General features: G+C 54.2%; 24 protein-coding genes and 1 tRNA gene. 13 read left to right on the top strand and 12 right to left on the bottom strand.

Annotated elements, in window-relative coordinates:
- From dnaA to gyrB, 6 genes are all read left to right on the top strand, one after another.
- Positions 1 to 1,344: a chromosomal replication initiator protein DnaA gene (dnaA, locus tag K3729_00005; GenBank protein UWQ99225.1), complete on the top strand. Its 1,344-nt coding sequence runs from the start codon at positions 1 to 3 to the stop codon at positions 1,342 to 1,344.
- A 127-nt stretch (positions 1,345 to 1,471) separates the two neighbouring features.
- Positions 1,472 to 2,590, top strand: coding sequence for a DNA polymerase III subunit beta (gene dnaN / locus K3729_00010; GenBank protein ID UWQ99226.1), 1,119 nt, complete (start codon positions 1,472 to 1,474; stop codon positions 2,588 to 2,590).
- 44 nt (positions 2,591 to 2,634) lie between these two features.
- A complete protein-coding gene (gene recF / locus K3729_00015; protein UWQ99227.1) occupies positions 2,635 to 3,747 on the top strand; it encodes a DNA replication/repair protein RecF in 1,113 nt (370 codons plus the stop codon).
- Positions 3,744 to 4,196: a VOC family protein gene (locus K3729_00020; GenBank protein UWQ99228.1), complete on the top strand. Its 453-nt coding sequence runs from the start codon at positions 3,744 to 3,746 to the stop codon at positions 4,194 to 4,196. Before recF ends, K3729_00020 begins: the two co-directional genes overlap by 4 nt.
- Positions 4,193 to 4,813 (top strand): LysE family translocator, encoded by a 621-nt coding sequence (locus K3729_00025; GenBank protein UWQ99229.1) that lies wholly within the window; start codon positions 4,193 to 4,195, stop codon positions 4,811 to 4,813. Before K3729_00020 ends, K3729_00025 begins: the two co-directional genes overlap by 4 nt.
- A gap of 79 nt (positions 4,814 to 4,892) precedes the next feature.
- Entirely contained in the window at positions 4,893 to 7,310 is a 2,418-nt protein-coding gene (gene gyrB, locus K3729_00030) for a DNA topoisomerase (ATP-hydrolyzing) subunit B (protein UWQ99230.1), read from the top strand.
- Positions 7,311 to 7,358: 48 nt separating this feature from the next.
- Here the strand turns inward: gyrB and K3729_00035 are convergent, their stop codons facing one another.
- From K3729_00035 to K3729_00060, 6 genes are all read right to left on the bottom strand, one after another.
- On the bottom strand, positions 7,359 to 8,597 hold the full coding sequence (locus K3729_00035) for an aminopeptidase (GenBank protein ID UWQ99231.1): 1,239 nt from the start codon (positions 8,595 to 8,597) through the stop codon (positions 7,359 to 7,361).
- A gap of 60 nt (positions 8,598 to 8,657) precedes the next feature.
- A complete protein-coding gene (locus K3729_00040; GenBank protein ID UWQ99232.1) occupies positions 8,658 to 10,079 on the bottom strand; it encodes an aldehyde dehydrogenase family protein in 1,422 nt (473 codons plus the stop codon).
- 83 nt (positions 10,080 to 10,162) lie between these two features.
- Entirely contained in the window at positions 10,163 to 10,981 is an 819-nt protein-coding gene (locus K3729_00045; protein UWQ99233.1) for an ABC transporter permease subunit, read from the bottom strand.
- Positions 10,978 to 11,868: an ABC transporter permease subunit gene (locus K3729_00050; GenBank protein ID UWQ99234.1), complete on the bottom strand. Its 891-nt coding sequence runs from the start codon at positions 11,866 to 11,868 to the stop codon at positions 10,978 to 10,980. The genes K3729_00045 and K3729_00050 overlap by 4 nt, the downstream gene beginning before the upstream one ends.
- Before the next feature lies 1 nt (position 11,869).
- The gene (locus K3729_00055) at positions 11,870 to 12,997 is read right to left on the bottom strand and encodes an ABC transporter ATP-binding protein (GenBank protein UWQ99235.1); all 1,128 of its coding nucleotides are present in this window, start codon (positions 12,995 to 12,997) and stop codon (positions 11,870 to 11,872) included.
- Positions 12,998 to 13,070: 73 nt separating this feature from the next.
- Positions 13,071 to 14,150, bottom strand: a complete 1,080-nt coding sequence (locus tag K3729_00060) for a polyamine ABC transporter substrate-binding protein (protein ID UWQ99236.1) — start codon at positions 14,148 to 14,150, stop codon at positions 13,071 to 13,073.
- Between the two features lie 159 nt (positions 14,151 to 14,309).
- Between K3729_00060 and K3729_00065 the strand changes: the two genes are divergently transcribed.
- Together K3729_00065 and K3729_00070 are read left to right on the top strand one after the other, a co-directional pair.
- A complete protein-coding gene (locus K3729_00065; GenBank protein ID UWQ99237.1) occupies positions 14,310 to 15,701 on the top strand; it encodes an aspartate aminotransferase family protein in 1,392 nt (463 codons plus the stop codon).
- Positions 15,698 to 17,005 (top strand): FAD-binding oxidoreductase, encoded by a 1,308-nt coding sequence (locus K3729_00070; GenBank protein ID UWQ99238.1) that lies wholly within the window; start codon positions 15,698 to 15,700, stop codon positions 17,003 to 17,005. The genes K3729_00065 and K3729_00070 overlap by 4 nt, the downstream gene beginning before the upstream one ends.
- Here K3729_00070 and K3729_00075 read toward each other — a convergent pair.
- The 3 genes from K3729_00075 to K3729_00085 are packed head-to-tail and all read right to left on the bottom strand — an operon-like array spanning position 17,002 to position 18,994.
- Positions 17,002 to 18,276, bottom strand: a complete 1,275-nt coding sequence (locus tag K3729_00075) for a sensor histidine kinase (GenBank protein UWQ99239.1) — start codon at positions 18,274 to 18,276, stop codon at positions 17,002 to 17,004. The two genes, K3729_00070 and K3729_00075, sit on opposite strands and share 4 nt — an antisense overlap.
- A gap of 5 nt (positions 18,277 to 18,281) precedes the next feature.
- Entirely contained in the window at positions 18,282 to 18,821 is a 540-nt protein-coding gene (locus tag K3729_00080; GenBank protein UWQ99240.1) for an RNA polymerase sigma factor, read from the bottom strand.
- Positions 18,818 to 18,994 carry a hypothetical protein gene (locus K3729_00085; GenBank protein ID UWQ99241.1) on the bottom strand — a complete coding sequence of 59 codons (177 nt, stop codon included), beginning with the start codon at positions 18,992 to 18,994 and terminating at the stop codon, positions 18,818 to 18,820. Before K3729_00085 ends, K3729_00080 begins: the two co-directional genes overlap by 4 nt.
- Before the next feature lie 108 nt (positions 18,995 to 19,102).
- Between K3729_00085 and K3729_00090 the strand changes: the two genes are divergently transcribed.
- Positions 19,103 to 19,900, top strand: a complete 798-nt coding sequence (locus tag K3729_00090; protein UWQ99242.1) for a response regulator — start codon at positions 19,103 to 19,105, stop codon at positions 19,898 to 19,900.
- Here K3729_00090 and K3729_00095 read toward each other — a convergent pair.
- Positions 19,897 to 20,922, bottom strand: coding sequence for a LacI family DNA-binding transcriptional regulator (locus tag K3729_00095; GenBank protein ID UWQ99243.1), 1,026 nt, complete (start codon positions 20,920 to 20,922; stop codon positions 19,897 to 19,899). The genes K3729_00090 and K3729_00095 overlap by 4 nt on opposite strands.
- Before the next feature lie 124 nt (positions 20,923 to 21,046).
- Here K3729_00095 and K3729_00100 point away from each other — a divergent pair.
- From K3729_00100 to K3729_00110, 3 genes are all read left to right on the top strand, one after another.
- Positions 21,047 to 21,123 (top strand) — tRNA-Arg (locus tag K3729_00100).
- A gap of 326 nt (positions 21,124 to 21,449) precedes the next feature.
- Positions 21,450 to 22,841: an MATE family efflux transporter gene (locus K3729_00105; protein UWQ99244.1), complete on the top strand. Its 1,392-nt coding sequence runs from the start codon at positions 21,450 to 21,452 to the stop codon at positions 22,839 to 22,841.
- Positions 22,838 to 23,269, top strand: coding sequence for a hypothetical protein (locus K3729_00110; GenBank protein UWQ99245.1), 432 nt, complete (start codon positions 22,838 to 22,840; stop codon positions 23,267 to 23,269). The genes K3729_00105 and K3729_00110 overlap by 4 nt, the downstream gene beginning before the upstream one ends.
- A 15-nt stretch (positions 23,270 to 23,284) precedes the next feature.
- Here K3729_00110 and K3729_00115 read toward each other — a convergent pair whose 3' ends face one another.
- Together K3729_00115 and K3729_00120 are read right to left on the bottom strand one after the other, a co-directional pair.
- A complete protein-coding gene (locus K3729_00115; protein UWQ99246.1) occupies positions 23,285 to 24,226 on the bottom strand; it encodes an MYG1 family protein in 942 nt (313 codons plus the stop codon).
- A gap of 90 nt (positions 24,227 to 24,316) precedes the next feature.
- Positions 24,317 to 24,628 carry an ETC complex I subunit gene (locus K3729_00120; protein UWQ99247.1) on the bottom strand — a complete coding sequence of 104 codons (312 nt, stop codon included), beginning with the start codon at positions 24,626 to 24,628 and terminating at the stop codon, positions 24,317 to 24,319.
- Positions 24,629 to 24,824: 196 nt separating this feature from the next.
- Here K3729_00120 and uvrB point away from each other — a divergent pair, with 196 nt between their 5' ends.
- Positions 24,825 to 26,999, top strand: coding sequence for an excinuclease ABC subunit UvrB (gene uvrB / locus K3729_00125; protein ID UWR00880.1), 2,175 nt, complete (start codon positions 24,825 to 24,827; stop codon positions 26,997 to 26,999).
- The last annotated feature ends 1 nt before the right edge of the window (position 27,000 follow it).

Here is a 27,000-nt window from a genome sequence, read left to right on the forward strand (position 1 = left end):
ATGACGAACGATACGTGGGCACGTGTACTTGGAACTTTGGAAGAGGTTCTTGGCGCCAACAGCTATTCCAATTGGATCGAACCATTAGAGTTCGGCGGTTTGAATGGTGGCGTCGCGACTTTAAACGCACCAACGACTTTTATCGGTAACTACGTCAAACAGAATTTCTCTGATCTGATTCTGCACAAGATGCGCGAAGCAGATCAAAGCATTGACCGCCTTAGTTTTGCGGTTGGTGGGGAACGTCGCGCAGCGGCCGTCACAAAAGACGTCCGCACACCATCAGCAGCACCACGTGCTGAAGCATCCACTGCTGGTCTCGATAAACGGTTTACGTTCGACACATTTGTTGTCGGTAAGCCAAACGAACTCGCCCATGCCGCCGCTCGTCGTGTGGCCGAAGGTGGTCCTGTCAGCTTTAACCCACTGTTCCTTTATGGTGGCGTCGGCCTTGGCAAAACGCACCTGATGCACGCGATCGCCCACGAATTGCGCAGTCAGCAGCCGCATCTGAACGTTCTGTACCTGTCCGCCGAACAGTTCATGTATCGTTTCATTACGGCCCTGCGTGATCGCAAAATGATGGATTTCAAAGATTTGTTCCGCTCTGTCGACATTCTGATGGTCGACGACGTTCAGTTCCTTGCAGGCAAAGACAGCACGCAAGAAGAATTCTTCCACACGTTCAACGCGCTCGTCGACGCTGGCAAGCAGATCATCATTTCTGCTGACCGTGCTCCGGGTGAAATCAAGGACTTAGAAGAGCGGATCAAATCCCGCCTACAATGTGGTCTTGTCGTTGACCTACACCCAACCGACTATGAACTGCGTCTCGGAGTTCTTCAGGCCAAAGCCGAAGCATACGCGCCGATGTACCAAGGCATCGAAATGGCCGACGGCGTTCTCGAATTCCTGGCCCACCGGATCAGCACAAACGTGCGCGTGCTGGAAGGCGCTTTGACCCGCCTATTCGCATTCGCATCGCTGGTCGGTCGCGAAATCAACCTTGAGCTGACCCAAGACTGCTTGGCTGATGTTCTGAAAGCATCTGATCGCAAGGTCACGGTCGAAGAAATCCAGCGCAAGGTATCTGAGCACTACAACATCCGCCTGTCTGACATGATCGGGCCAAAGCGGGTGCGCACCTTGGCACGTCCGCGGCAAATCGCGATGTATCTTGCGAAAACCATGACAAGCCGGTCCTTGCCAGAAATCGGACGTCGTTTTGGTGGTCGCGATCATACAACCGTCATGCACGGCGTGAAAAAGATTGAAGAACTGCAAGCAACCGACAGTCAAATGGCTGATGATGTGGAACTTCTGCGTCGCGCTTTGTCGGAATAAGCCGCCCACGCCTTGACGCTGCCCTTCAACGCGGCAACAGTCCAACAAAACGCTTGAGCCTGCTGGGATATAGGATAGTTTTCAACTCCCGGCGGCACAAAGCACGCCTAATTGCGGAGCATGGGACATGAAATTCAGTATTGAACGGGCGGCATTGCTGAAGGCCGTGGCACAAGCACAATCCGTCGTTGAACGGCGCAACACGATTCCGATCCTTGCGAACGTCTTGATCGAAGCCAATGGCGATGATGTGATGTTCCGCGCGACCGATCTTGATATCGAAGTTGTCGACAAAGCACCTGCCAAGGTCGAACGCGCTGGCGCGACCACAGTCGCCGCTGTCACGCTGAACGAAATCGTACGCAAATTGCCTGACGGTGCCTTGGTCACGCTGACCGAAGATGGCGCATCTGGCCGTTTGACGATTGAAGCAGGTCGGTCGAATTTCTCTTTGGCGACACTGCCAAAAGAAGATTTTCCCGTTATGGCATCATCCGAATACGCCGCGAATTTCTCGGCGCCTGCGCCGACGCTGCGTCGTCTTTTCGACAAAGCCAAGTTCGCGATTTCGACCGAAGAAACACGCTACTACCTAAACGGTGTCTACATGCACGTGTCCGACGCGGACGGCGGTAAGGTGCTGCGCTGCGTTGCAACCGACGGCCACCGCCTTGCGCGGATCGACGCGGAATTGCCTGAAGGTGCGGCAGAAATGGCTGGGGTCATCGTACCCCGCAAAACCGTTGGCGAATTGCGCAAGCTGCTTGATGACGACGACATGCAGATCGCAGTGTCCGTATCTGAAACCAAGATCCGGTTCGCGACACCAACGATCACGCTGACCTCGAAGGTCATCGACGGCACCTTCCCAGATTACACGCGTGTTATTCCGACAGGAAACACACGCAAACTCGAAGTCGATGCCGCGGAATTCGCAAAGGCCGTCGATCGAGTGGCAACTGTGTCTTCTGAACGGTCGCGCGCCGTGAAACTATCGCTCGACGAAGACCGTCTTGTTCTGTCCGTCAACGCGCCAGACAGCGGTGCTGCGGAGGAAGAACTGGCTGTAGCATATGGCGACGAACGCCTCGAAATTGGGTTTAACGCCAAATACTTACTCGAAATTGCGAGCCAAGTCGACCGTGAAAACGCGGTGTTCATGTTCAACTCATCGGGCGATCCAACGTTGATGCGCGAAGGCAATGACACCACTGCGATTTACGTCGTTATGCCAATGCGCGTGTGACGCGGACACCTTGCCAAGCCATCATCTGCACGTAAGGTTCAGCGATGCTCGCGCTCTCTGAACTCACGTTGTCCCATTTCCGGTCGCACCGCCGTGCGGTACTGGAGGTCGACGCGCGACCTGTGGCCATCTACGGCGCAAACGGGGCTGGAAAGACCAATCTGATCGAAGCCGTTTCGATGCTGTCCCCTGGTCGGGGTCTGCGGCGGGCAGGCATGGACGATCTAATCCGTAGGCCGGAGTCACTGGGCTGGAAGATCACGGCAGTCCTGCAATCGCTGAACCAGACACACGAAATCAGCACTTTCGCCGAACCCACGCAATCGCGCCAAGTGCGGATTGATGAAAAGACATCACCACAGACCGCCCTAGGTCGCATCGCACGCATCTTGTGGCTGGTGCCGTCGATGGATCGTCTCTGGATTGAAGGGGCCGAAGGACGCAGACGTTTTCTAGATCGTGCCACGCTCAGCTTCACACCGTCCCATGCCGAAGCGGTGCTGTCCTATGAAAAGGCCATGCGCGAACGCAATCGGCTGTTAAAGGACATGGTGCGCGACCCCCATTGGTACGTCGCCCTTGAACGGCAGATGGCCGAAGCGGGCGCCGTGATCCACATGAACCGCACGAACACGATCAATGAATTAAACACCGCACAGGCCAACGCCACGACCGCGTTCCCGACTGCGGATCTGTCGCTTACCAATCCGGACGGCGGTTGCGAAACGCCAGGGGATCCAGCCGCGCTTGTCGATGCTTTCGCCCAGAACCGACCGCGTGACTTGGCCGCGGGACGCGCACTGCATGGGCCACACCGGTCAGATTTAGGAGCCACCTATGCCGAAAAAGGTGTTCTTGCCAAAGATTGCTCAACAGGCGAACAAAAAGCGCTGCTGATTTCGCTCATTTTGGCAAATGGACGGGCGCTGACACGGGATTTCGGCGCACCGCCCATCCTGTTGCTTGATGAGGTGGCAGCGCACCTTGACGCAGGTCGTCGCGCGGCACTTTATGATGAAATCTGCACATTGGGTGCGCAAGCTTGGATGACTGGCACGGGGCCAGAATTGTTCGGGGAACTTGGCCACCGTGCGCAATTCATCGAAGTCGGAGACGACACTGGCGCATCAACAGTCACACAAAGGGACGCACCATGACAAAACTTCCGGTACAGCGGGTCAGCCTCATCACGCTTGGCGTCGCAGATCTCGCGGTTTCACGGAAATTCTACGGGGACCTTGGTTGGACACCCAAAGACGAAGTACCGGGTCAGGTGATTTTCTATCAGTTACATGGTGCAGTTCTGGGGCTATTCGGGATCGAACCGCTCGCCGAAGATCAAGGGCGACCAGAAGCAAAGCTCGGCACGGGCGCGATGACCCTTGCACAGAATTTCCGCAACGAAGCCGAAGTTGACGAAGCCTACGCGCATGCGCTGGCCGCCGGGGCAACTGCGCTTAAGGCACCAGAAAAGGTCTTTTGGGGCGGCTATTCAGGCTATTACGCTGATCCGGACGGTCATCCGTGGGAAGTTGCGTTTAACCCGTTTTGGGAACTTGATGACGACGGCATTCAAACTTTGCCGGACGAGGCGCCAACTGCATGACGCTTTCACCAGCCGACCTGCTGCTCTACGCAGGTGCCTTGTTTGTTCTCTTCCTAACGCCCGGTCCGGTTTGGGTCGCACTGATCGCACGCACGCTATCTGGTGGCTTTAACGGGGCGTGGCCACTCGCCCTTGGTGTGGTGATCGGCGACGTCCTTTGGCCCCTTGTCGCGATCTTTGGACTGACTTGGCTTGTTTCCTTGTACGGCGGGATACTCCAAGCAATCAGTTGGGTCGCGTGCGTGATGTTTATCGCAATGGGTGTGCTTCTTATCCGGCACGCGGATAAAACCATCGCAAGCGATAGCCGTCTCACAAAACCTGGTATGTGGGCTGGATTTATAGCTGGGCTCGCCGTCATCTTGGGCAATCCAAAGGCGGTTTTGTTCTATATGGGCATGCTGCCCGGGTTTTTTGATCTGACCGCGGTGACAGGCTATGACATCGCGGCGATCTGCACCTTGTCATTTGTCGTACCACTGATCGGCAACCTGACTTTGGCTCTGTTCATCGGCAAAGCCCGCGCGCTTTTGACGTCGCCAACAGCCCTGAAACGAACCAACATCATCGCTGGCTTTTTGCTGATCGGCGTCGGCCTAATTATCCCTTTCGCGTGACACAAAATGTAGCGGCAAACGCGTGACATTGCCCCCGAAAAAGCATATATTTTGGGGGTAGATACACGGGATAATACATATGTCTGACGACCAGCCGAACAACGCTGAATACGGTGCCGATTCCATCAAAGTTCTCAAGGGCTTAGATGCGGTTCGCAAACGGCCAGGCATGTACATCGGTGACACCGACGATGGGTCTGGTTTGCACCACATGGTCTACGAAGCCGTGGACAACGGAATTGACGAAGCGTTGGCCGGCCATGCGGACCACGTTAGCGTCACGATCCACGCCGACAACTCTGTTTCCGTCGGTGATAATGGGCGCGGCATCCCCGTCGATATGCATAAGGAAGAAGGCATTTCAGCGGCCGAAGTCATCATGACCCAGCTGCACGCCGGTGGTAAATTTGACAGCAACTCCTACAAGGTGTCCGGCGGTCTGCACGGCGTGGGTATTTCAGTTGTAAACGCGCTGTCCAATTGGCTGGAACTGCGCATTTGGCGTGACGACAAAGAACATTACTGCCGTTTCGAAGAATCCGTGACCACAAAATCGCTCGAAGTTGTGGGCCCAGCAAACGGCCGCAAAGGGACAGAGGTCCGTTTCCTTGCTTCGACTGACACGTTCTCAAACCTCGACTATTCGTTTGATACGCTCGAAAAACGCTTGCGCGAGTTGGCATTCCTAAACTCTGGCGTGCGTATCATTTTGAAAGACGAACGTCCTGCGGAACCTCTTGAAGCGAATTTGTACTACGACGGTGGCGTAAAAGAGTTTGTGAAATACCTCGACCGCTCAAAAACAGCCGTCATGGAAGAACCCATCTATGTTGTCGGCGAAAAGGACGACATCGGCGTCGAAGTCGCGATGTGGTGGAATGATAGCTACAACGAAATGGTCCTGCCTTTCACAAACAACATTCCACAACGCGATGGCGGCACGCACATGGCGGGCTTCCGTGGCGCGCTGACGCGGACAATCAACGCCTACGCGCAGTCATCAGGTATCGCGAAGAAGGAAAAGGTTAGCTTCACCGGGGACGATGCCCGTGAAGGCCTTACATGCGTGTTGTCTGTCAAAGTGCCTGATCCTAAATTCTCCTCTCAAACAAAAGACAAACTCGTTTCCTCCGAGGTGCGGCCAGCGGTAGAATCCCTCGTAGGGGAAAAACTGTCAGAATGGTTTGAAGAAAATCCTAACGTAGCCAAACAAATCGTTGGAAAGATCGTCGAAGCCGCGCTGGCGCGTGAAGCGGCCCGCAAGGCCCGCGAACTGACGCGGCGCAAAAATCCGATGGATGTCAATTTCTTAGCGGGTAAGCTCAAGGATTGCTCCGAAAAAGACCCATCCAAAACCGAAGTCTTCTTGGTGGAGGGTGACTCCGCTGGCGGGTCCGCCCAAACGGGTCGCGACCGTCAAACGCAAGCCATCCTACCGCTTAAAGGTAAAATCCTGAACGTCGAACGCGCCCGTTTTGACCGAATGCTCGGCAGTCAGGAAATTGGTAACCTTGTTATGGCGCTCGGAACGGGTATCGGCCGTGACGAGTTCAACATCGATAAATTGCGCTACCACAAGGTCGTTATCATGACCGATGCGGACGTCGATGGTGCCCACATCCGAACGCTTTTGCTGACGTTCTTCTTCCGTCAGATGCCGGAACTGATCGAAGGTGGGTATCTCTACATCGCGCAGCCGCCACTTTACAAAGTATCGCGCGGCAAGTCTGAAGTTTACCTCAAAGATCAAACCGAAATGGAAGATTATCTGATCGAACAGGGCATCGATGGTGCGATCTTGCGGCAAGGAAACGGCGAAGAAATTCTTGGCGCGGACCTGAAACGCGTTGTCGATGAGGCACGTCAGTTGAAACGCGTTTTGGATGCGTTCCCAACGCATTACCCGCGTCACATCCTTGAACAGGCCGCAATCGCAGGCGCGTTTGTACCCGGTGTTGTCGATAGTGACCTGCAAGGTACCGCTGACCGTGTCGCTAAACGCCTCGACCTCATCGCATTGGAATGGGAACGTGGTTGGGCCGGTCGGATCACGCAGGACAAAGGCATGCGTTTGGCCCGCATTTTGCGCGGCGTGGAAGAGGTTCGCACACTGGATGGTACAATGCTGCGTTCTGGCGAAGCGCGCCGCACTGGGTCCTTCACGAAATCCTTGCAAGACGTCTACAACCTGCCTGCTACGTTGGTGCGCAAAGACAGGTCGCAAGCGATCTATGGGCCGCTTGATCTGTTGAAAGCTATTCTTGAAGAAGGCGAAAAAGGTCTGTCTTATCAGCGCTATAAGGGTTTGGGCGAAATGAACCCAGACCAACTTTGGGAAACCACGCTTGATCCGGATGCGCGGACGCTTTTGCAAGTAAAAGTCGAAGATCTGGCCGACGCCGATGACCTGTTTACCAAGCTGATGGGTGACGTGGTGGAACCACGACGCGAGTTCATTCAGAACAACGCTCTAAGCGTCGAAAATCTGGATTTCTAAATCGAAAAGGCCCGCACAGCGCGGGCCTTTTCTTTATTTGTTAACGACTTAGAATGCCCATTCGCCTTTGCGCATCACAGGTACTTTTTCACCCGATAGCGTCACACCATCGATATCAACGGCGTCCGACCCCATCATCCAATCGACGTGGATCAGACTTTGGTTGCCGCCCTTTTGTTGCAACTCTTCGGGTGCCAACTCAGATCCGCCTTCGATCGTGTCCGCATAGCATTGGCCAAGCGCAATGTGGCACGATGCATTTTCGTCAAACAACGTGTTGAAAAACAGCACGCCGGACTGCGAAATCGGGCTGGAGTGCGGAACCAAAGCAACCTCGCCAATGCGGCTGGCCCCATCGTCAGTCGCGAGTAATGCGCGAAGCTGATCTTGCCCTTTCGACGCCGTCGCTTCTACGATTTTGCCTGCCTCAAAACGGACGGAAATATCTTCAATAACATTACCTTGGTGCGCAAGCGGTTTGGTCGCAGACACCGTACCGTCGACCTTATAGGCATGCGGACACGTGAACACTTCCTCAGTCGGGATGTTCGGCTGACACACAACACCATTCAGTGCAGGCGATGCCCCACCCTTCCAAATATGGCCTTCAGCGAGGCCAAGTTGCAGATCAGTGCCCGGACCAGTGTAATGCAGCGCGTCAAATTTTTGATCGTTCAGCCATTTCACACGCTTCTTCAGTTCAGCTGTATGATCTGCCCAATTCGCAACCGGATCGTCGCCATCCAAACGAGACGCATCGTAAATCGCATCCATCAGCTTACCTTGCGCTTCAGCAACTGGCAGATCTGGGAAGACGCGCGCCGCCCAAGCGGCGCCGGGATAGGCAACAATATTCCAGTTCACCTCAAAACCCACAATCGGGTTCATCGCCGGTTTTGCCGCGATTGAAGTAGCTTTCGACAGCCGCGCAACCTTGCTTGGGTCTTGATCAGCCAGCAACATCGGGTCATCGCCTGTGATCGCCATACGCGCAGCGCCACCCTTAAATGCAGCGGCAAGACCTTCGTAGAACCACGCAGGCGCATGGTCAAAACTGCTATCGTCCGCATTTTCATAGCGCGCCAAGGTTATTGCATCGTCGCTAAAGAATGGCATGACAACGCCAGCGCCCGCTTTATAGGCATGCACAGCGATGCGCTGAACCAGCGGCAACGCGGACATCGGGGCCGTGATCACCAGATCCTGGCCCTTCTGAAGATTTACACCTGTACGCACAGCGACTTCGGCAAGCCGGTCGAGTTTCACAGGATCGATATGGTCGGACATGGTGCACCTCAGTTTTGAAAACTGTGCCAACCTACGCCCGACCACCATGAGGTCAACCAGTTAAGAAATGCCTGCGACAGCTTTCACTTCGAGATATTCCTCAAGCCCCCAAACAGATCCTTCGCGCCCATTTCCGGACTGCTTGTACCCGCCAAACGGGGTCACGCCGCCTAAGAAATTGCCGTTAACTTCGACCATTCCCGACCGCATCCCCCGCGCCATTCTCTTAGCCTTTTCAGAGTCTTGGGTCTGCACATAGTTCCCCAAACCGTATGGGGTATCATTTGCGATTGCCAACGCATCGGCTTCGTCCTTGAATGGAATAATTACCAATACCGGACCAAAAATTTCTTCGCGCGCAATCTTCATATCATTGTTCACATCGGCAAAAATCGTGGGCTTCACAAAATAACCAACGTCCATGCCGTCAGGACGCCCTGTGCCACCAGCAACAAGGCGCGCGCCTTCATCAATTCCAACTTGGATCAAACCCTGCACTTTGTGCCAATGCACATCGCTGACGAGTGGGCCGATGTGTCGACCGTCTTTTTGCGCGATCCCGACCTCTTGCTTTTCAGCCAGCCCTTTGGCGGTTTCGACAACTTGATCATAAATGCTTTCTTCAACCAACATGCGGGTCGGCGCGTTGCATGACTGGCCCGTGTTTTGGAAGCAATGGCGCACTCCACGGGCAACAGCCTTTTCATCAGCATCCGCGAAAATGACGTTTGCACCCTTACCGCCCAGCTCGAGACTGACACGCTTGACGCTATCTGCGGCGGCCTTTGTAATCAAAGCACCTGCACGCGTTGACCCTGTAAAGCTGACCATATCGACGTCAGGATGCACCGATAGCTGCGAACCGACACCGGCACCGTCACCATTCACCATGTTAAAGACGCCTGCAGGGAAACCCGCTTCATCAATCATTTCGGCCAGAAGAATCGAAGACAGCGGCGCAATCTCTGACGGCTTCAGCACAACAGTGCAGCCAACTGCCAGCGCCGGTATTACCTTCAGCGTGACTTGGTTCATGGGCCAGTTCCACGGCGTAATCAAAGCGGCGACGCCAATCGGTTCGTGGTAGATCCAATCATTGCCGCTCTTGCGCTCAAACTCATACGCGCGCGCCGCACGAATTGCTTCCTTGATGTGCCAAGCACCTGCGCCCCACTGGGACGACTCGGACAGCGACTTCGGTGCCCCCATTTCCAGCGACATCGCCTCCGACATCTCTGTCTTTTTTGCCTTATAGATCACTTCGAGCCGTTCCAATGCGGCAAGACGTTCTTCTAAGGGGGTCGCAGACCATGCAGGAAAAGCAGCCTTTGCGGCTGCAACAGCGTCGTCGGTATCTGATTGAGAACCAACAGAAATTACGGCACATTGTTGTTCAGTCGACGGGTCAATGACGGCCAGATCAGCCGCAATTGCCGGCGCAACCCATGCGCCATTAATGTAAAAATCACGTTTCTTGATCATGCTGATATCCTTTTGTCAGCGGCACCTTAGGGAAGACCGCGTTGGACCTATTGGCCAATCAACAGGGGCTAGTGGCAGCTCGCCTAACTGTTCATCTCCGCGCGGGCTTCGTCCGCTCTGGCCCGCGCAACATTCCGTTTCATGACCAAAGATGCACATATCACACCACAAGTGACAATCCCGATCATGATCGTTGATAGTGCGTTAATTTCTGGCGTCACACCCAGCCGCACCGCCGAGAAGATTTTGATTGGCAACGTCGTTGATGATGGGCCCGACGCAAAAGATGCAATCACCAGATCATCAAGCGACAAGGTAAACGCCAGCAGCCAACCCGCGATCACAGACGGTGCGATAATCGGCAATGTCACGGATCGAAACGCATCAAATGGCGTGCAGCCAAGATCAAGCGCAGCCTCTTCCAGCGACTTATCAAAACTGATCAAACGCGATGATACCACGACCGAAACATAACACATCGAGAACGTTGTATGGGCCAAGACAATCGTCAAGACACCGCGATCTAAGTCTATGGCAATAAAGAAAAGAAGCAGTGAAAGCCCTGTGATCACTTCGGGCATGACCAATGGCGCATAGACCATGCCAGAAAACAATGTGCGCCCGAAGAAACGGCCACCACGGACCATGACATATGCCGCCATCGTACCAAGAACAGTGGCCAGCGTCGATGACCAGAACCCCACCTTGACGGTCACCCAAGCTGCGTCAAGAAATGCATCGTTTTGAAGCAGTTCGGCATACCATTTTGCAGAAAATCCGGCCCACACCGTGACCAACCGGCTTTCGTTGAAGCTGTAGATCACGAGGATGATCATCGGCAGATAGAGAAACGCGAATCCCAACGTCAGCGACGTCGCATTGAACCAGCTAAAGCGCCTCATCCGTCCAGCTCCCGCTGCTTCTGCTCATTGCGCTGGAATAGGATGATTGGGATGATCAAGATCAGCAACAGTATGACCGCGACCGTCGATGCCACCGGCCAGTCACGGTTCGAAAAGAATTCTTCCCACAAAACCTTACCAATCATCAGCGTGTCTGAACCACCTAGCAGCGATGGGATGACAAATTCGCCCAGCGCGGGAATGAACACAAGAAAGCAGCCAGCAATGACGCCCGACTTTGCAAGGGGTGCCGTCACAAGCCAAAACGCTTGGGTCCGGGTGCAACCAAGGTCTTCCGCCGCTTCAAGCAGGCTGTCGTCCATCTTTTCCAACGCTGCGTAGATCGGCAGCACCATGAACGGCAGGTATGTGTAGACAATCCCGATATAGACGGCGACGCTGGTGTTCAGGATCGTCAAAGGCGCATCAATGATCCCAATGCTTAGCAGCAACTGGTTAAGATATCCTTCCGTTCCAAGGATGCCGATCCACGCGTAGACCCTGATCAAGAACGATGTCCAGAACGGCAAAATAATCAACATCATCAAGGTCGGGCGCCACTCTTCGGCGGCTTTGGCCATTCCGTAAGCGATTGGAAACCCAACCAAAAGCGTGAAGAATGTGGCGATTAACGCAATCTTCAAACTAGATAGATAGGCTTTCCAATACAGGTCATCCCCGGTCAGAAAGGCGTAATTGTCCCAGTTCAGTTCAGCAAAAAATGCATTAATGCCTGCCCACCCAGCAGCAATATCAAGCTGCGGACCATAAGGGGGAATAGACAGTTCGTAGTAAGAAAAACTGATGCGCAGCACGATAAGGAACGGCACAAAGAACAACGCAAGCAACCATACATATGGAACCGCAATGAGGATGAAGCGGCGCATCCTACGCGGTCAACACGACACCAGCGGTGTCGGTCCAAGCAAGCCAAACGCGGTCTTCCCACGTAAAGCTACGCCGCGCGATACGCCGGTCATTGGCTGTCTGCGCTTTAATGATTTTTCCATTCGGCAATTCGACATGGTAAGTCGAGATATTGCCGAGGTAGGCGATGTCCAACACAGCGCCTTGCACCTTATTAGGCCGATCCTGCGGTTCGTCGCGCGAAATCGCGATCTTTTCGGGGCGTATCGCATAGGTGCAGTGGACATCGCCATTCAGGTCAGATTTGGCAGAAATCGGCTTCTGCCCTTCTGCCCAAGAAATCGTGGCGACCCCATCAGTAACCGTCGCATGGCCTTCGATCAAATTCACTTCACCAATAAAATCAGCGACATAAACGGAATTCGGCGTTTCATAAATCCGATCAGGGGTTGCGACCTGCACGATCACGCCCGCGTCCATTACCGCAACGCGGGACGCGACGGTCATTGCTTCTTCTTGGTCGTGCGTGACGATTACAAACGTCGTTCCGGTCTTTTCCTGAATATCCATTAGTTCAAACTGGGTTTCATGGCGCAACTTCTTATCGAGTGCGCCTAGCGGTTCATCCAGCAACAACAATTTTGGGGCCTTCGCAAGCGATCTGGCCAAAGCAACGCGTTGCCGCTGTCCCCCCGATATCTGATGAGGTTTCCGTTTGGCGAATTTTTGCAGGCGCGTCAGACGCAGCATTTCATCAACCCGCGCAGGAATATCAGCGCGATCCATATCTGACCGTTTCAGGCCAAAAGCGATGTTGTCATACACCGTCAAATGCGGAAATAGCGCGTAGGACTGGAACATCATGTTCACCGCGCGTTGATTGGGCGGCACATTCGCGATGTCTTTCCCGTCCAATTCAATTGAACCCGTCGTCGGTTTTTCAAACCCCGCCAACATCCGCATCAAGGTCGTCTTCCCGCAGCCCGAAGGACCAAGAAGTGCAAAGAATTCCTTCGCATAGATGTCGAGCGTCAGATCATCGATGGCGGTAAAATCGCCAAATTTCTTCGTCACATTGCGAAACCGGATCAGCGGTTTTTCTGCTGCATCCTCCCAAGGGGCAAAAACATCTTGCGGCGATTGCGCCATGTTAGGGTCTCACATGTTGAAGAAACGCACGCGCACCAGTCTATCCGGTGCGCGTTTTGTCATTGTGCAAGCCTTAAGTCCCAGACTTCACTTTCGTCCACAAACGGGTCACAGACCGCTGGACGCGTGCGTCATACGGCGTAGTCGTATACAGATTTTCAAGTGTCGCTGCATCTGGGTAGATCGCGGTGTCACCAATCACGTCCTCAACCAGCAATTCTTGCGACGCCAGATTGCCGTTCGCGTAATAAACATAGTTCGACGCATCGGCCATGTTCTGGGCATCCATGATGAAATTCAAGAACTTATGCGCCGCTTCAGGGTTCGGTGCGTCCGCTGGAATAGCCATCTGGTCAAACCACATCAATGCGCCTTCCACGGGGGCGTTGTAGGCGATTTCGACACCATTGTCGGCTTCCCACGCACGATCCCGTGCCTGCAAAACATCACCGGACCAACCGAACGCAACACAGATATCCCCGTTCGCCAACGCGTTAATGTATTCGGACGAATGGAACTTTTGAATATGCGGACGCACGGCCATCAAGACATCTTCTGTCTTGGCAATCACATCAGGATCTTGGCTGTCAGGATCTTCGCCGATGTAGTTCAATGCAGCCGGGATCATCTCGGCCGGCGCATCTAGAAAATGAACCCCACAGGCCGCCAGCTTTTCCATATTCTCAGGATTAAACACCAGATCGAGCGAATTGATCGGTGCGTCTTCACCGAGAATTTCTTGCACCTTGCCAACGTTTACACCAAGGCCCGTCGTGCCCCACATATAGTTGATGGAATAGGCATTATTCGGATCATACTGCGCGGTACGATCCTTAATCACGTCCCAAAGATTGCCTGCGTTGGACAGTTGGTCTGCGTCCAATTCTTGAAACGCACCCGCAGAAATCTGGCGTTGTAAGAACGTCCCGGACGGCACCACGACATCGTAACCGGACGATCCCGCCAGCATTTTCGTTTCAAGCACTTCGTTGCTGTCAAAAACGTCATAGATCAGGTCGATACCTGTTTCTTCTTCAAACTTGGTAAGCAGCTCTTCGTCGATGTAGTCGGACCAATTGTAGACCCGGACTTCTTCGGCAAATGCCGCACTGGCGAAAGTCGTCGTGGCCAGCAGCAAAGCAATCTTTTTCATCGGTATCTCCCGTCGATGGCTTTGAGAGTCTCTTGCTCTCGTATGGTTGATATGATCAATTTCATTCAGCCATTGCAATACAAACAGGTCTTGCGGCTCCGCATTCGGACTGCGGCACAACGCAAGGTGGCATGTCCCAGCCCAAATAGGATGCATCTGATGAATAAGATCTCAAACCATATGCCGACTGCCGAATTGCAGGCACTTGATGCAGCCCATCACATGCATCCATTTACCGCCGGCGCGGAACTGGCTGCCGCAGGTGCACGGGTCATTACCTCTGCAAAAGGCGTCACGCTGACAGACAGTGAAGGGAAAACGCTGCTTGATGCGATGGCTGGCCTCTGGTGCGTGAATATTGGCTATGGACGTGATGAACTGGCCGAAGCCGCTTCGCGTCAGATGCGTGAACTGCCCTATTACAACACGTTCTTTATGACGACACATGTGCCGGTGATCGCCCTGTCTGCGAAGCTGGCCGAACTTGCACCTGACGGGTTCAACAATGTGTTTTACGCGGGTTCGGGGTCTGAAGCCAACGACACGAACATCCGAATGGTGCGCCATTACTGGTCTGCAAAAGGTCAGCCCGAGAAAAAGATCATCATCAGCCGCAAGAACGGGTATCATGGTTCGACGTTGGGCGGCGCAAGCCTTGGTGGCATGATTCCGATGCACCAACAGGGCGGACTGCCGATCCCCGACGTGCATCACATTGATCAGCCGAACTGGTGGGCCGAAGGTGGTGATATGTCGCCAGAAGAATTTGGCCTTGAACGTGCACGCCAGCTCGAGGCCGCAATTGCCCACTACGGCGAAGACAAAATCGCGGCGTTCATCGCGGAACCCGTGCAGGGTGCAGGCGGCGTGATCGTTCCACCTGAAACCTACTGGCCTGAAATTCAACGCATTTGTGACGCGCATGACATCCTATTGATCGCGGATGAAGTGATCTGCGGTTTCGGACGTACCGGCGAATGGTTCGGGTCCACAACCTACAACATCAAGCCGCATATCATGACAATCGCCAAAGGCCTGTCGTCCGGATATGCGCCGATTGGCGGATCATTGGTCTGTGATGAAGTCGCCGATGTGATCAACAATGCTGGCGATTTTAACCACGGATACACTTATTCAGGCCATCCTGTGTCTGCGGCCGTTGCATTGGAAAACCTGCGTATCTTGGAAGAGGAACGTATCGTCGAAACCGTTCGCGACGAAACCGCGCCATACCTGAAACAGAAATGGGAAACGCTGACCGACCACCCGCTGATTGGCCAAGCCTCGATCAAGGGGATGATGGCTTCGGTCGCCATGACACCGCATAAAGAAAGCCGTGCTGCGTTCAAAACACCCGGTGCGATGGGATATTATTGCCGGACGCGTTGCTTTGAAAACGGGTTGGTCATGCGTCACGTGGGTGACCGCATGATCATTTCGCCGCCGCTTGTGATCAAGAAGGAAGAAATCGACACTTTGATCGATCGCGCGGTGCAGTCGCTTGATGAAACATACGCTTGGGCGAAATCCGAAGGGCACATGACCGCGTGACGCTTGATCTGCTCACAGCCAACGACACGCAGGGCGCATATCCCGCGTCTTATTACGCCGCGACCGCGCCTCAACTTCCGCCCTTCCCGACGGCAAAAGGCGCGATCAGTTGCGATGTATGCGTCGTTGGCGGCGGTTACACAGGTTTGTCTGCGGCGTTGCATCTGGCGGAAAAAGGCTACGACGTCGTCCTACTAGAGGCACAGCGCGTAGGCTTCGGCGCATCGGGACGCAATGGCGGTCAGGTCGCGACCGGTCAGCGCGTCGAAATGGACAGCGTGGAAAAAATGGTCGGCATGGGCCCCGCGAAAGCGTTGTGGGACCTATCGCTCGACTCCGTTCAACTCGTCAAAGACCTGATCACGCAACACGACATGGATGTACCGTTCCATGACGGCATCATCGAAGCAGCCCATCGCGCCCGCTTTGTGCCCGATTACCACGAATATGCAGCGCATCTGGAACGCGTTTACGGCTACACGCAGGTCACGACGCTGGATCGCGACGCAATGCGCGATCACGTCGGGTCGCCAGCATATTACGGTGGCACATTGGATATGGGTAGCGGCCACATTCACCCGTTGCGCTATGCGATTGGCCTTGCGCGGGCGGCGCAATCAGCGGGCGTGCGCATTTTCGAAAACAGCAAAGTAACCAACTTGTCGCACGGAACGCCTGCCAAAATCGCGACGGAACATGCTGATATCTCAGCGTCTTATGTGGTGCTTGGCTGTAACGGATACCTTGGCGCTTTAGATGGCAAGGTCGCCAAAAAGGTCATGCCGATCAACAACTTCATCGCCGCGACAGAACCGCTTGATGATCATACAGCCAAAAACCTGATCCGGTATAATCACGCCGTCGCGGACAGTAAATTTGTGATCAATTATTTCCGCTTGTCGGATGACAATCGCATGCTGTTCGGCGGCGGCGAAAGCTACGGTTACCGCTTCCCCAAAGACATTGCGGCAACTGTCCGCAAACCGATGTCTGAAATTTTTCCCCAACTAAAGAACGTAAAAATAGACTATGCTTGGGGCGGCACCCTTGGGATCACGATGAACAGAATGCCCCACTTTGCCCGACTGGCTGGCAATGTGCTCACGGCCAGCGGATATTCGGGGCACGGCGTTGCGATGGCCACCTTAGGCGGAAAACTCGCAGCTGATGCAATCGCAGGGCAAGCCGAAAAGTTTGACCTCATGGCGTCGGTTCCCACAACAACCTTCCCTGGGGGATCACGCCTGCGCGCGCCACTGCTCGCCGCGGCGATGATCTACTACAGCTTAAGAGACCGTCTTTAAACGACAGCTTCAAAACTGAAAGTGAACCGAAGAAGGTCGGCGTCGCGAGTACGCGTAAAATCTGCATGCAATTGCGTCGCGAACGCTTCCAGTAATTGCTGGCCGATGCTCGCGGGCGTGGCTTCTTTTAGATTTTGATCTCGGATTTCCACCGCCAGAACACATCGGTTGCCAGCGCGGAACGACAACAGCAAAACTTCAGGAACTTGGCCTGATGGCACCACATCCTTCAAAGCGATATTCAATGCTTCAGCCGTCAGCAATGACAGCGGAACCGCTTGATCTGGCAGTAAACTTGCCTCCGAAATTTCGCGTGAAATGGTCAGGGATTGGCCAAGTGATCGGGCAACTTGTTCGACCCGATCCACAATTTCATTCAGCAAAGGTGCGACTGGCACTGCACCCGCCGTGCTGGATTGATACAAATCAGCATGGACCGTCGCAAGGCTGATGACCCGATCTTGTATGCGCCGAAGAACGCTGATCATTTCAGGGTTCTTTGTATCGCGAAGATGCATGCTTAGGATCGACGACATCATTTGAAGATTGTTCTTCACGCGATGATGCACTTCGCGGATCAAAACGTATTTTTCCGCAGTCGATTGTTTGGCTTTTTCAACATCGGCCACGCTGCTTTCGGCCATTTTGTCGAAAGCTGCATATAACCGCGCAAGGTCAGGTGACATGTGCGTGGTCGATGTTTGGGGCTGATGTTCACCAGTCTTCAAAAATCGGCTCATCCGACGGCGCAACTGCTTGGTCTGACGCGCAGATCGATCATGCCAAACTGCACGACCCGTGAAAATCGCAAGCAAACTCGCGATGCCCAGAAACGCGTAACGATCGAAACGCCAGCTTTGCGGCAAGATCAGCGTTTGATCCCATTCCGCAATCAAAACGTCGTCGGCAACAGGCACCGCGATCACGATGGTCGGCCTTTCTGACAGGACGGTCGGCTCAACAACAACGCCACCAAGATCGAAGTCGAACGTATCGCCACTGATCTGTTCGCCATCACGACTATACAGTCCGACGTGCAACAGCCCGTCGCCTCGGCCCGCTTCGCTGACCGCATTGATGTCACCGCGTTCTGTTTCAAGCGTCGTTGCAACGAGCAAGCTATGCACTTTTGCGAACGCGACCGCGTTACCCTGCCGATGCGTTGCACCCACATAGAAGGTCGCCAAAAGGGCCACGACAAACAACAACGCAACAACGATCACCGTTCGCCCATAACGATCAGCCAGAGCGCCTGATAGCCTAAAAGTCATGCGTTTCAAAGACTTCGCGAAACGACTGCAATCGTTGATTTATCCGTCAATTCTATTGGGCCATCGCCCAATTCCAAAATCTCGGCGATGCGCGCACGGGCACGGTTCACACGACTTTTCACGGTGCCCAATGCCACACCCGTCATTTCAGCCACTTCGATATAGGAAAATCCGGACGCCCCGACCAGAATAAGCACTTCGCGCTGGTCATCAGGAAGCTGGCTGAACGCTTTCATGAAATCATTGTACTGCAGGCGACCATCATGATCCGGCTTCACCGCCAAACCACTGGTCAACAAACCATCAGGATCGCTGGCTTCACGGTGGTATTTCCGACGAGACGAATAATACGTGTTCCGCAAAATGGTGAACAGCCAAGCCCTCATATTCGTTCCGGGTTCATATTTGTCGAAATTAACCAGCGCCTTAAGAACCGCGTCTTGCACGGCGTCATCCGCTGCTGATCTGGACCGTGTTAAACTGATTGCAAACGCGCGCAACGCCGGCAAATGGCTGATCAGTTCATCGCGATATGTGTCGCTCATGCGTCACCATCCTTTTTCGCGTTCAACTGATCCTCTGCCCGAATAACGGCGAGAAGGTCTTGAAAACGGTCCGGGAGGCTCTCTTTCAAAAGCTCTTGGTACATAAGTTTCAAATTTTGATCTATCAGGGCATCGACGTCACCCCGTAATGGGTCGTGGTCATCCTCTGACATGATTTACTGGCTTTCTCATATGGAATGGCATTAGTCTGCACAAACTCAACAACGTTGCAGCTAACTTTGTTCCCTACCAGCTACTAAAGAATAAACGGATGTAGAACTATGCACGATCTTGCGGACCAACTTACCATAGAATTACCCTACCTCCGCAGATATGCACGGGCACTTACAGGGGCACAGGCCAGCGGCGATGATCTGGCTTACGAAACCCTTCAAAGAATACTCAACGACCGGACAGCACTTATAGCTGACACACCGCTGCGTGTGGCTGTTTTTAGGATTTTCCACCAGCAATGGGCCGCCATGGCGGCTGCCCCATCAGCAATCGATCAAGGCGACCACGCGCACGCGCAAAAACGGCTTGCCGATCTTGCACCCGATTCTCGCGAAGCCCTTCTGTTGAGCACCATCGAAGAATTCACCTCGCATCAGGTCAGCATTATCCTCGATACGGATATCGAAACTGTTCACTCGCTGATCGCGCAAGCCAAGTCGGACATGAAACGGTTGTCCGAAGGGCTCATCCTGATCATCGAAGACGAACCTATTATTGCATCAGACCTTTCGCGGATCGTGGAACTCGCAGGCCACCGTGTGACTGGCGTAGGGCGCACACGAGAAGAGGCCGTCAAGCTTGGCAAAAAAACGAAGCCGGACCTCATTCTTGCTGATATTCAACTGGCAGACGGGTCGTCTGGCATTGATGCGACGCACGATCTGATGAAAGAATTTGGCGGGGTACCTGTCATTTTCATCACGGCTTTCCCAGAACGGCTTTTGACAGGCAACAGGCCAGAACCCGCATTCCTCATATCGAAACCTTACAACGAAAGCCACGTTACATCAGCCGTATCACAGGCGATGTTCTTTGCAACGACGGTACTTCTGGCGAAACCTTAACGGCGCAGCAGGGTTTGACCCAGCGCCAGTTTTGGTTCCAGCTCGACCCGCCGTTCATAGCTGTCAGGACCATCTGCGTAGTGCTTTGCGATCATTTCGGCAGCAGTCTGACCGATTTCTTTCCGGCAGGCATCCATCGTCGCCAACTGCTTGGGCAAGCCATCCAGCAATTCCACGCCGTTAAACCCAGCAAGACCAATCTGGCCCGGCACGTCGATCCCCTTCTCCAGAAGATAAAGCAGACCACCAGCCCCGATCATGTCGTTCGAAAAATATAGAAAATCGACGTCAGGGGTGCGCTCCAACATGGCCTGGGTCATCTCGCGACCCTTTGCCAAGGCAGAACCACCCGAATAGAAATCCTGATCCGCAATCTCGATACCGGCTTTGGCCAGCGTCCGCGTAAAACCTTCAAAACGTTTACGCGCACGGTGATCTCGCGGCATTTTGGTTCCCATGAAACCGATGCGTTCGTAACCGGCACCAATGATCTGTTCTGCCATCATCCGACCGGCACGACGGTGCGAAATCCCGACACAGGCGTCGATTGGAACACCATCAACGTCCATAATCTCAACAACCGGAATGCCAGCTTGGCGCAACATCGCTTCTGACGCTTCGGAATGCTCCAGGCCCGCGATAATCACACCAGACGGACGCCAGCTCAGCATTTCAAACAGAACTTGTTCTTCTTTTTCAACAAGGTAGTCCGTGACGCCGACAACGGGCTGCAAACCTGTGCTTTCCAACCGCTCCGAAATGCCAGACAGCACTTCGGGAAAAACCATGTTGCTTAGCGACGGGATAACAACGGCGATCAGATTGACACGGCTCGATGCCAAAGATCCCGCGATCTTGTTAGGCACGTACCCCAAACGCTTCGCAGCTTCCTGAACTTTCGTTCGGGTCGCAGCACTCACGTCCCCTTTATTGCGTAGAACGCGACTAACGGTCATTTCACTGACGCCAGAGGCCTCAGACACATCACGAAGGGTAAGCGGGCGGCGTGGTGGTGGGTTCACGGTGTGATCCTGATAGTATCGTTATCCCTTGTTAGACATTCTCAGTGGGCTTGTCCAAGGGATAGGTCACTGAACGTGGTTCCCCGTTGACCATCCATGAAAAGCGCGGCAAGGATCACAGCAAGGCCCCGTGGCTCAACTGGATAGAGCAGCCCCCTCCTAAGGGGCAGGTTGCAGGTTCGAATCCTGCCGGGGTCACCAGACAAATCCTAAATCAGGTTTCCGCACGAATTCCCCGCGCGCCGACGCGATAGGTCATTACCAGTTGCGCACTCGGCGCCGCACAGCCATCGGACGAAGTGGATTACCGCGTGCCGCTCTCACAAAGCCTATCGAATGACAGCGGCTTGACGTGCCAAGATTTTCGCAATAACCCAACGGCAGGTTGTAGACACCTGCCTCCCGCTGACGTTTGTCTTGGTTAAGTTCTACGGCGTAAATCTCTATCTACCTCTTTCCGCACATCGCGCGGATGGTAACGCGGGTCCCATCTCAAACTGCGCGATCAGGCAAGAGAGATACGGGATATGACAAATACCCCTACGAATTCATTTACCGATGGACCACTTGGTTCCGTCTACCTCAAAACTGCGCTGCCGATCATTTTTGTAATGGGTATGAACGGGTTGTTGTCGGTGGCCGACGCATTGTTTTTGGGGATCTATGTGGGACCCGATGCGTTGGCAGCGGTGACCCTGATGTTCCCTATTTATATGTTGATTGTGGCACTTTCCACGCTTGTGGCAAACGGGATGTCCAGCCTGTTGGCTCGGGCGCTTGGGGCCAACGATATGGAAAATGCGCGGGCGACGTTTGCGGGGGCACATGGACTTGCGATTGCGTTGGGCGCTGTTCTGATCGGGTTGTTTATTTTGTTGGGCAAGCCCGTCGCCTTACGCACCGCGGGCGGGTCCGAAACACTGGCAGAAATGGGTTTGACCTACCTGCGGATCACAGTCTTTTTCGCGCCGCTATTGTTCGTCCTGTCGGTGAATTCTGACGCATTGCGGAACGAAGGGCGCGTAGGTCTCATGGCAGCAATGAGCCTGCTGGTGTCGATTGCCAATATCGTTTTCAACTATGTTTTGATTGCGATTTTGGACATGGGCGTCGCGGGATCAGCCTACGGGACAGCCGCCGCGCAAGCCCTTGCCTTTTGCATTATCACAACATTTCGTTTTGTCGGCGACACACCATTACGGCCAGCAACGTTGCTGTCGCATTCGATGTACGGGAAATGGACGCGCATCCTTGCATTGGGCGCACCACAAAGCCTGAATTTCATCGGTTTGGCGCTGGGGTCTGCGGCTATAATCAGCGCGCTTCAGTGGGTCGGTCGGCCCGGCTACGCCGATACGATTACGGCCTATGGGATCATCACGCGGGTCATCACATTTGCCTTTTTTCCGCTTCTAGGGCTGTCTTTCGCGATGCAAACGATCACGGGCAACAATTACGGGGCAGCACTTTGGCAACGATCAGACGCCAGCCTGCGGGTGGCACTTTGGGCAGCGTTTGCCTATTGCAGTACCGTGCAAATCATCGTGATGACCACGCCAACCCAAATCGCGCGCGCATTTGTGGACGATCACGCTGTCATCGCCGAAGTCGCCCGCATTCTGCCGATAATGACGAGTGTCTTCTTTGCGGTCGGCCCGTTGATGATGGTCGCCTCCTATTTTCAGGCCATCGGATCAGCCACCAAAGCCGCAATCTTGGGCCTAACGAAACCTTACGCCTTTGCGATCCCTTTGACGTTCGCCCTGCCGATCTTCTTTGGTGAAAAGGGGATTTGGTACGCGGGCCCCGTCGCAGAAATGATGCTGTTATGCCTGACAGCATTCATTCTCTGGAACGTCGCACGCACACAGCCCCTCAAATGGGGTCTATTCCACACGAATGAAGGAGCACCACTATGAACACGCAACTTCCCTCAGCAGCGCAAGCGAAAGAACAGGCAAAGCGTTTACGTACAACGATGACCGCCGAAGGGACACCAATTGGGCATGCCAAATCGCTTGAGTTTATCGCTCACCAATATGGTTACCGCGATTGGAACACCATGTTTGCAGCTATCGGAAACGAACCGCCAAAGGGATGGGCCATCGGTGACACCGTAAAGGGGACGTACTTGTCACAACCTTTCACGGCACAGGTGATCGCCGCTTCGGTGGTTAGGCCCGGCTGGCACGAACTGGAACTACAGCTGGATGAACCCGTTGACGTCGTGACCTCCGATAGCTTCACAAACTTTCGCACGCGTATTCGGGGTGTTGTTGGCCCTAAAGGTCATTCAGCCGAACGCACTAGCGACGGGCAGGCCCAGCTTCAAATCGACCTCTGGTAGACGCGTCCCTTCGTCTCAGGTGGTCGGTTCAGCGACCGCCTGAGATGCTTCTTTAACCGCAATTTCAGCCATTTCCATGATCGCATCACGGCTATTCGCAACGGCAATGAAACGGGCGTTGTGGCAGAACTTTGCCCCCTGAACACCTGTCGCAGCTTCAAGCGCTGCATCGGTCAGACCAGCCCATGACGCAGGAAGATCAGCGCGCTGATCAAAGGTGTCATGAGACAGTTTGATTCCATTCAACGTCCAATCACCGCCACGCGGATTAACAACGAACAGAATGTGATCCGCTTCCATTTTAAGCAATGTCGACCGGTAAGGCATGCCCATCGGCAGTTCAAGAATTTCGGACTCGCCAGCCTCTTCAATCGCGGCTTCGACGATCCCGGTGGCGCGGTACTTCGCGGCAATGTTCGCGACAAACGCTTCAACGAAACTGCGCGCAATCGGCAAAGCGTTGTGGAATGCATCATCATCAGCGGTTGGAGACGTGTCATCAAAAACCGGTTTCAGACTGCCCAGAAGGCTTGGCAACGTCAGAACAGACAAAGGACCCGCAACCGAAGGCTCCATCGCGCCATTGTCCAGCAGATCAATCGGCAGCACGAACTTGGTATCAACAGTCGCGTGAACCAGATCAATATCAGCCTCTGGAACGTCCAGCGCGGCCAGATAGTCAGACCCGAAATGCTTCCATATCAGACCAAACGAACTGAATGGCTGCTCGTCCTCACGCAATGGACTGGGCCGTTGGTGATGATCGAAAATCTGGGCGGCGGCGTCATAATCACCACCGACATCGTAAATGATCTTATCCTCGCCCGGTGTGATCCAGGCTTTGTCGCGGGTGCGAATTAGCGTCGCATCCGGAAACAGGCGGGTCAAAATGACCGAGGACATCAACTCATCCGCGTGAAAACCGCCGGAATGGGTGACAAGATGTGTGATGGTCATTGATAGCTCCGCAGGGTCGATATTGATCAGTCAGAATGAAAAAAGGCGACCGAATTGGCCGCCTTCGGATAGCGATGGGGGACGAACCGCTTAGTGGGTCCAAGCACCACGACGGTTTGTCGCAAAGTTTTCGCCGTAACCACCGGGGCGCACATTGGCCTTGCGGGGTTTTGGTTCCAGCACGACCGCGTCGATTCCGTGGTCTTTTGCGTAATCAAGGGCGGCTTCTTTCGAATCGAACGTCAGGCGCACTTGCGCTTGCGTATCCGATGACGACGTCCATCCCATCAACGGGTCAACGTCGCGACCAGTCTCGTTGACATGCTCCAAAACCCAATGACGGGTCTTTGCCGTGCCGGATGACATGGCTGTTCTCGCAGGCTTGAAAATACGTGCACGCATGAGGATCTCCTTGATGGCCGTCTTATGTAAAAATCGGGCGGATAATGCAAGGTTTCCCGATCAATGGGATTAACGAACTCTGTCGCGTGGCATCACCCTCCAATCAGGGGTTGAAGCTTTGCTGCGGAACGCCAAATGTATGGTATCCCGCAAGGAGCCCCCAATGCCGTATGCCCAGACCGACAAATCGCCCGATATGCCCTTCATGGCGAACCCTGCTCCGGATGTACGGACGCGGGAAAAACTTGAAGGTGGTCAACAGTTTAAGCTGGTGACCGAATTCGATGCAGCCGGCGATCAGCCCGCCGCGATCAAAGAATTGTCCGAAGGTGTACTGTCTGGTGAACAGAACCAAGTACTGTTGGGCGCCACCGGTACCGGCAAAACATTCACGATGGCAAAGGTCATTGAAGAAACCCAACGTCCGGCGATTATTTTGGCCCCGAACAAAACACTAGCGGCTCAGTTATACGGCGAATTCAAAGGGTTCTTTCCCGAAAACGCCGTTGAATATTTCGTAAGTTATTATGACTACTATCAACCCGAAGCCTACGTTGCGCGGTCAGACACCTACATCGAAAAAGAAAGCCAGATTAACGAACAAATCGACCGGATGCGCCATTCGGCCACGCGTGCGCTGTTAGAACGCGATGACGTGATCATCGTGGCGTCCGTGTCTTGCATCTACGGTATCGGGTCCGTCGAAACATATGGGGCCATGACGCAGGATATCTACGTCGGCCAAAGCTACGATCAGCGCGGTATCATCGCCGACCTTGTGGCGCAGCAATATCGCCGAAACGATCAGGGATTCCAGCGTGGTTGTTTCCGCGTGCGTGGCGATAGCCTCGAAGTGTGGCCAGCTCACCTTGATGACAAAGCATGGAAACTATCATTCTTTGGCGAAGAACTGGAAAGCATTACAGAATTTGACCCGTTGACGGGCCAAAAAACCGGCACCTTCGACAAGGTCCGCATCTATGCGAATTCACACTACGTGACGCCGAAACCAACCATGCAGCAAGCTGTCGTTGGGATCAAAAAAGAACTTCGCATGCGGCTGGATCAATTGGTCGCCGATAGCAAATTGTTGGAAGCACAGCGGCTGGAACAGCGGACAAACTTCGACCTCGAAATGCTTGAGGCGACGGGCGTCTGCAACGGCATCGAAAACTATTCGCGCTACCTGACGGGTCGCGCGCCGGGCGAACCGCCGCCCACCCTTTTCGAATTTATCCCCGACAATGCCATCGTGTTTGCCGATGAATCTCACGTGTCTGTGCCGCAGATCGGCGGCATGTATAAGGGTGACTTTAGACGCAAAATGACGCTGGCCGAACACGGGTTCCGGCTGCCGTCCTGTATGGATAACCGCCCACTGAAATTCGAAGAATGGGACGCCATGCGCCCGCAGTCTGTCTTCGTCTCGGCGACCCCATCCGCATGGGAACTCGATCAAGCCGGAGGTGTGTTTGCTGAACAAATCATCCGCCCTACCGGCCTAATTGACCCGAAAATTGAGATTAGACCAGTTGAGATGCAGGTCGACGATCTGCTCGACGAGGTGCGTAAAGTCAGCGCCGATGGCTACCGTACGCTGTGCACCACGCTGACCAAACGCATGGCCGAAGACCTGACCGAATACATGCATGAACAGGGCATTCGTGTCCGCTATATGCACTCAGATATCGACACAATTGAACGGATCGAAATCCTACGCGATCTGCGGCTTGGCGCATTCGACGTGCTCATCGGCATCAACCTTTTGCGCGAAGGTCTCGACATCCCCGAATGTGGGCTCGTCGCGATCTTGGACGCCGATAAAGAAGGTTTCTTGCGTTCTGAAACGTCTCTGGTTCAGACCATCGGTCGTGCGGCACGAAACGCGGAAGGACGCGTGATTATGTACGCCGATCGGATCACCGGTTCGATGGAACGTGCGATGAAAGAAACCGAACGCCGTCGTACCAAACAACAGGCATACAACGAAGAACACGGCATCACGCCGATGACAGTTAAGAAGAACGTCGAAGACATTCTTGCGGGTCTGTACAAAGGCGACGCCGACATGAACCGCGTCACCGCCAAAATCGACAATCCGCTTGCGGGCGGAAACCTGCAAACCGTTCTAGACGGGCTGCGGACCGACATGCGCAAGGCGGCTGAGAACCTCGAATTCGAAGAAGCGGCGCGCCTGCGTGACGAGGTCAAACGCCTCGAAGCGGTCGATCTCGCCGTGTCCGATGACCCGCTCGCGCGGCAGCAAGCCGTTGAAAAAGCGGTGGTCGAGGCGGGTGTCAAATCCGGGCGCAGTACCGGCGGTCGCGGCGGAATGCGTGGCGGAAAATCGCGCTATGGCGGTAAGAAATAGG

The organism is Rhodobacteraceae bacterium S2214 (assembly GCA_025141675.1).
Classification (GTDB): Bacteria; Pseudomonadota; Alphaproteobacteria; order Rhodobacterales; family Rhodobacteraceae; genus Yoonia.

Excerpts from the sequence above, each read along its gene's own strand:
- dnaA (UWQ99225.1), top strand. The coding sequence starts at position 1 with ATGACGAACGATACGTGGGCACGTGTACTTGGAACTTTGGAAGAGGTT.
- dnaN (UWQ99226.1), top strand. The coding sequence starts at position 1,472 with ATGAAATTCAGTATTGAACGGGCGGCATTGCTGAAGGCCGTGGCACAA.
- recF (UWQ99227.1), top strand. The coding sequence starts at position 2,635 with ATGCTCGCGCTCTCTGAACTCACGTTGTCCCATTTCCGGTCGCACCGC.
- K3729_00020 (UWQ99228.1), top strand. The coding sequence starts at position 3,744 with ATGACAAAACTTCCGGTACAGCGGGTCAGCCTCATCACGCTTGGCGTC.
- K3729_00025 (UWQ99229.1), top strand. The coding sequence starts at position 4,193 with ATGACGCTTTCACCAGCCGACCTGCTGCTCTACGCAGGTGCCTTGTTT.
- gyrB (UWQ99230.1), top strand. The coding sequence starts at position 4,893 with ATGTCTGACGACCAGCCGAACAACGCTGAATACGGTGCCGATTCCATC.
- K3729_00035 (UWQ99231.1), bottom strand. The coding sequence starts at position 8,597 with ATGTCCGACCATATCGATCCTGTGAAACTCGACCGGCTTGCCGAAGTC.
- K3729_00040 (UWQ99232.1), bottom strand. The coding sequence starts at position 10,079 with ATGATCAAGAAACGTGATTTTTACATTAATGGCGCATGGGTTGCGCCG.
- K3729_00045 (UWQ99233.1), bottom strand. The coding sequence starts at position 10,981 with ATGAGGCGCTTTAGCTGGTTCAATGCGACGTCGCTGACGTTGGGATTC.
- K3729_00050 (UWQ99234.1), bottom strand. The coding sequence starts at position 11,868 with ATGCGCCGCTTCATCCTCATTGCGGTTCCATATGTATGGTTGCTTGCG.
- K3729_00055 (UWQ99235.1), bottom strand. The coding sequence starts at position 12,997 with ATGGCGCAATCGCCGCAAGATGTTTTTGCCCCTTGGGAGGATGCAGCA.
- K3729_00060 (UWQ99236.1), bottom strand. The coding sequence starts at position 14,150 with ATGAAAAAGATTGCTTTGCTGCTGGCCACGACGACTTTCGCCAGTGCG.
- K3729_00065 (UWQ99237.1), top strand. The coding sequence starts at position 14,310 with ATGAATAAGATCTCAAACCATATGCCGACTGCCGAATTGCAGGCACTT.
- K3729_00075 (UWQ99239.1), bottom strand. The coding sequence starts at position 18,276 with ATGACTTTTAGGCTATCAGGCGCTCTGGCTGATCGTTATGGGCGAACG.
- K3729_00080 (UWQ99240.1), bottom strand. The coding sequence starts at position 18,821 with ATGAGCGACACATATCGCGATGAACTGATCAGCCATTTGCCGGCGTTG.
- K3729_00085 (UWQ99241.1), bottom strand. The coding sequence starts at position 18,994 with ATGTCAGAGGATGACCACGACCCATTACGGGGTGACGTCGATGCCCTG.
- K3729_00090 (UWQ99242.1), top strand. The coding sequence starts at position 19,103 with ATGCACGATCTTGCGGACCAACTTACCATAGAATTACCCTACCTCCGC.
- K3729_00105 (UWQ99244.1), top strand. The coding sequence starts at position 21,450 with ATGACAAATACCCCTACGAATTCATTTACCGATGGACCACTTGGTTCC.
- K3729_00110 (UWQ99245.1), top strand. The coding sequence starts at position 22,838 with ATGAACACGCAACTTCCCTCAGCAGCGCAAGCGAAAGAACAGGCAAAG.
- K3729_00115 (UWQ99246.1), bottom strand. The coding sequence starts at position 24,226 with ATGACCATCACACATCTTGTCACCCATTCCGGCGGTTTTCACGCGGAT.
- K3729_00120 (UWQ99247.1), bottom strand. The coding sequence starts at position 24,628 with ATGCGTGCACGTATTTTCAAGCCTGCGAGAACAGCCATGTCATCCGGC.
- uvrB (UWR00880.1), top strand. The coding sequence starts at position 24,825 with ATGCCCTTCATGGCGAACCCTGCTCCGGATGTACGGACGCGGGAAAAA.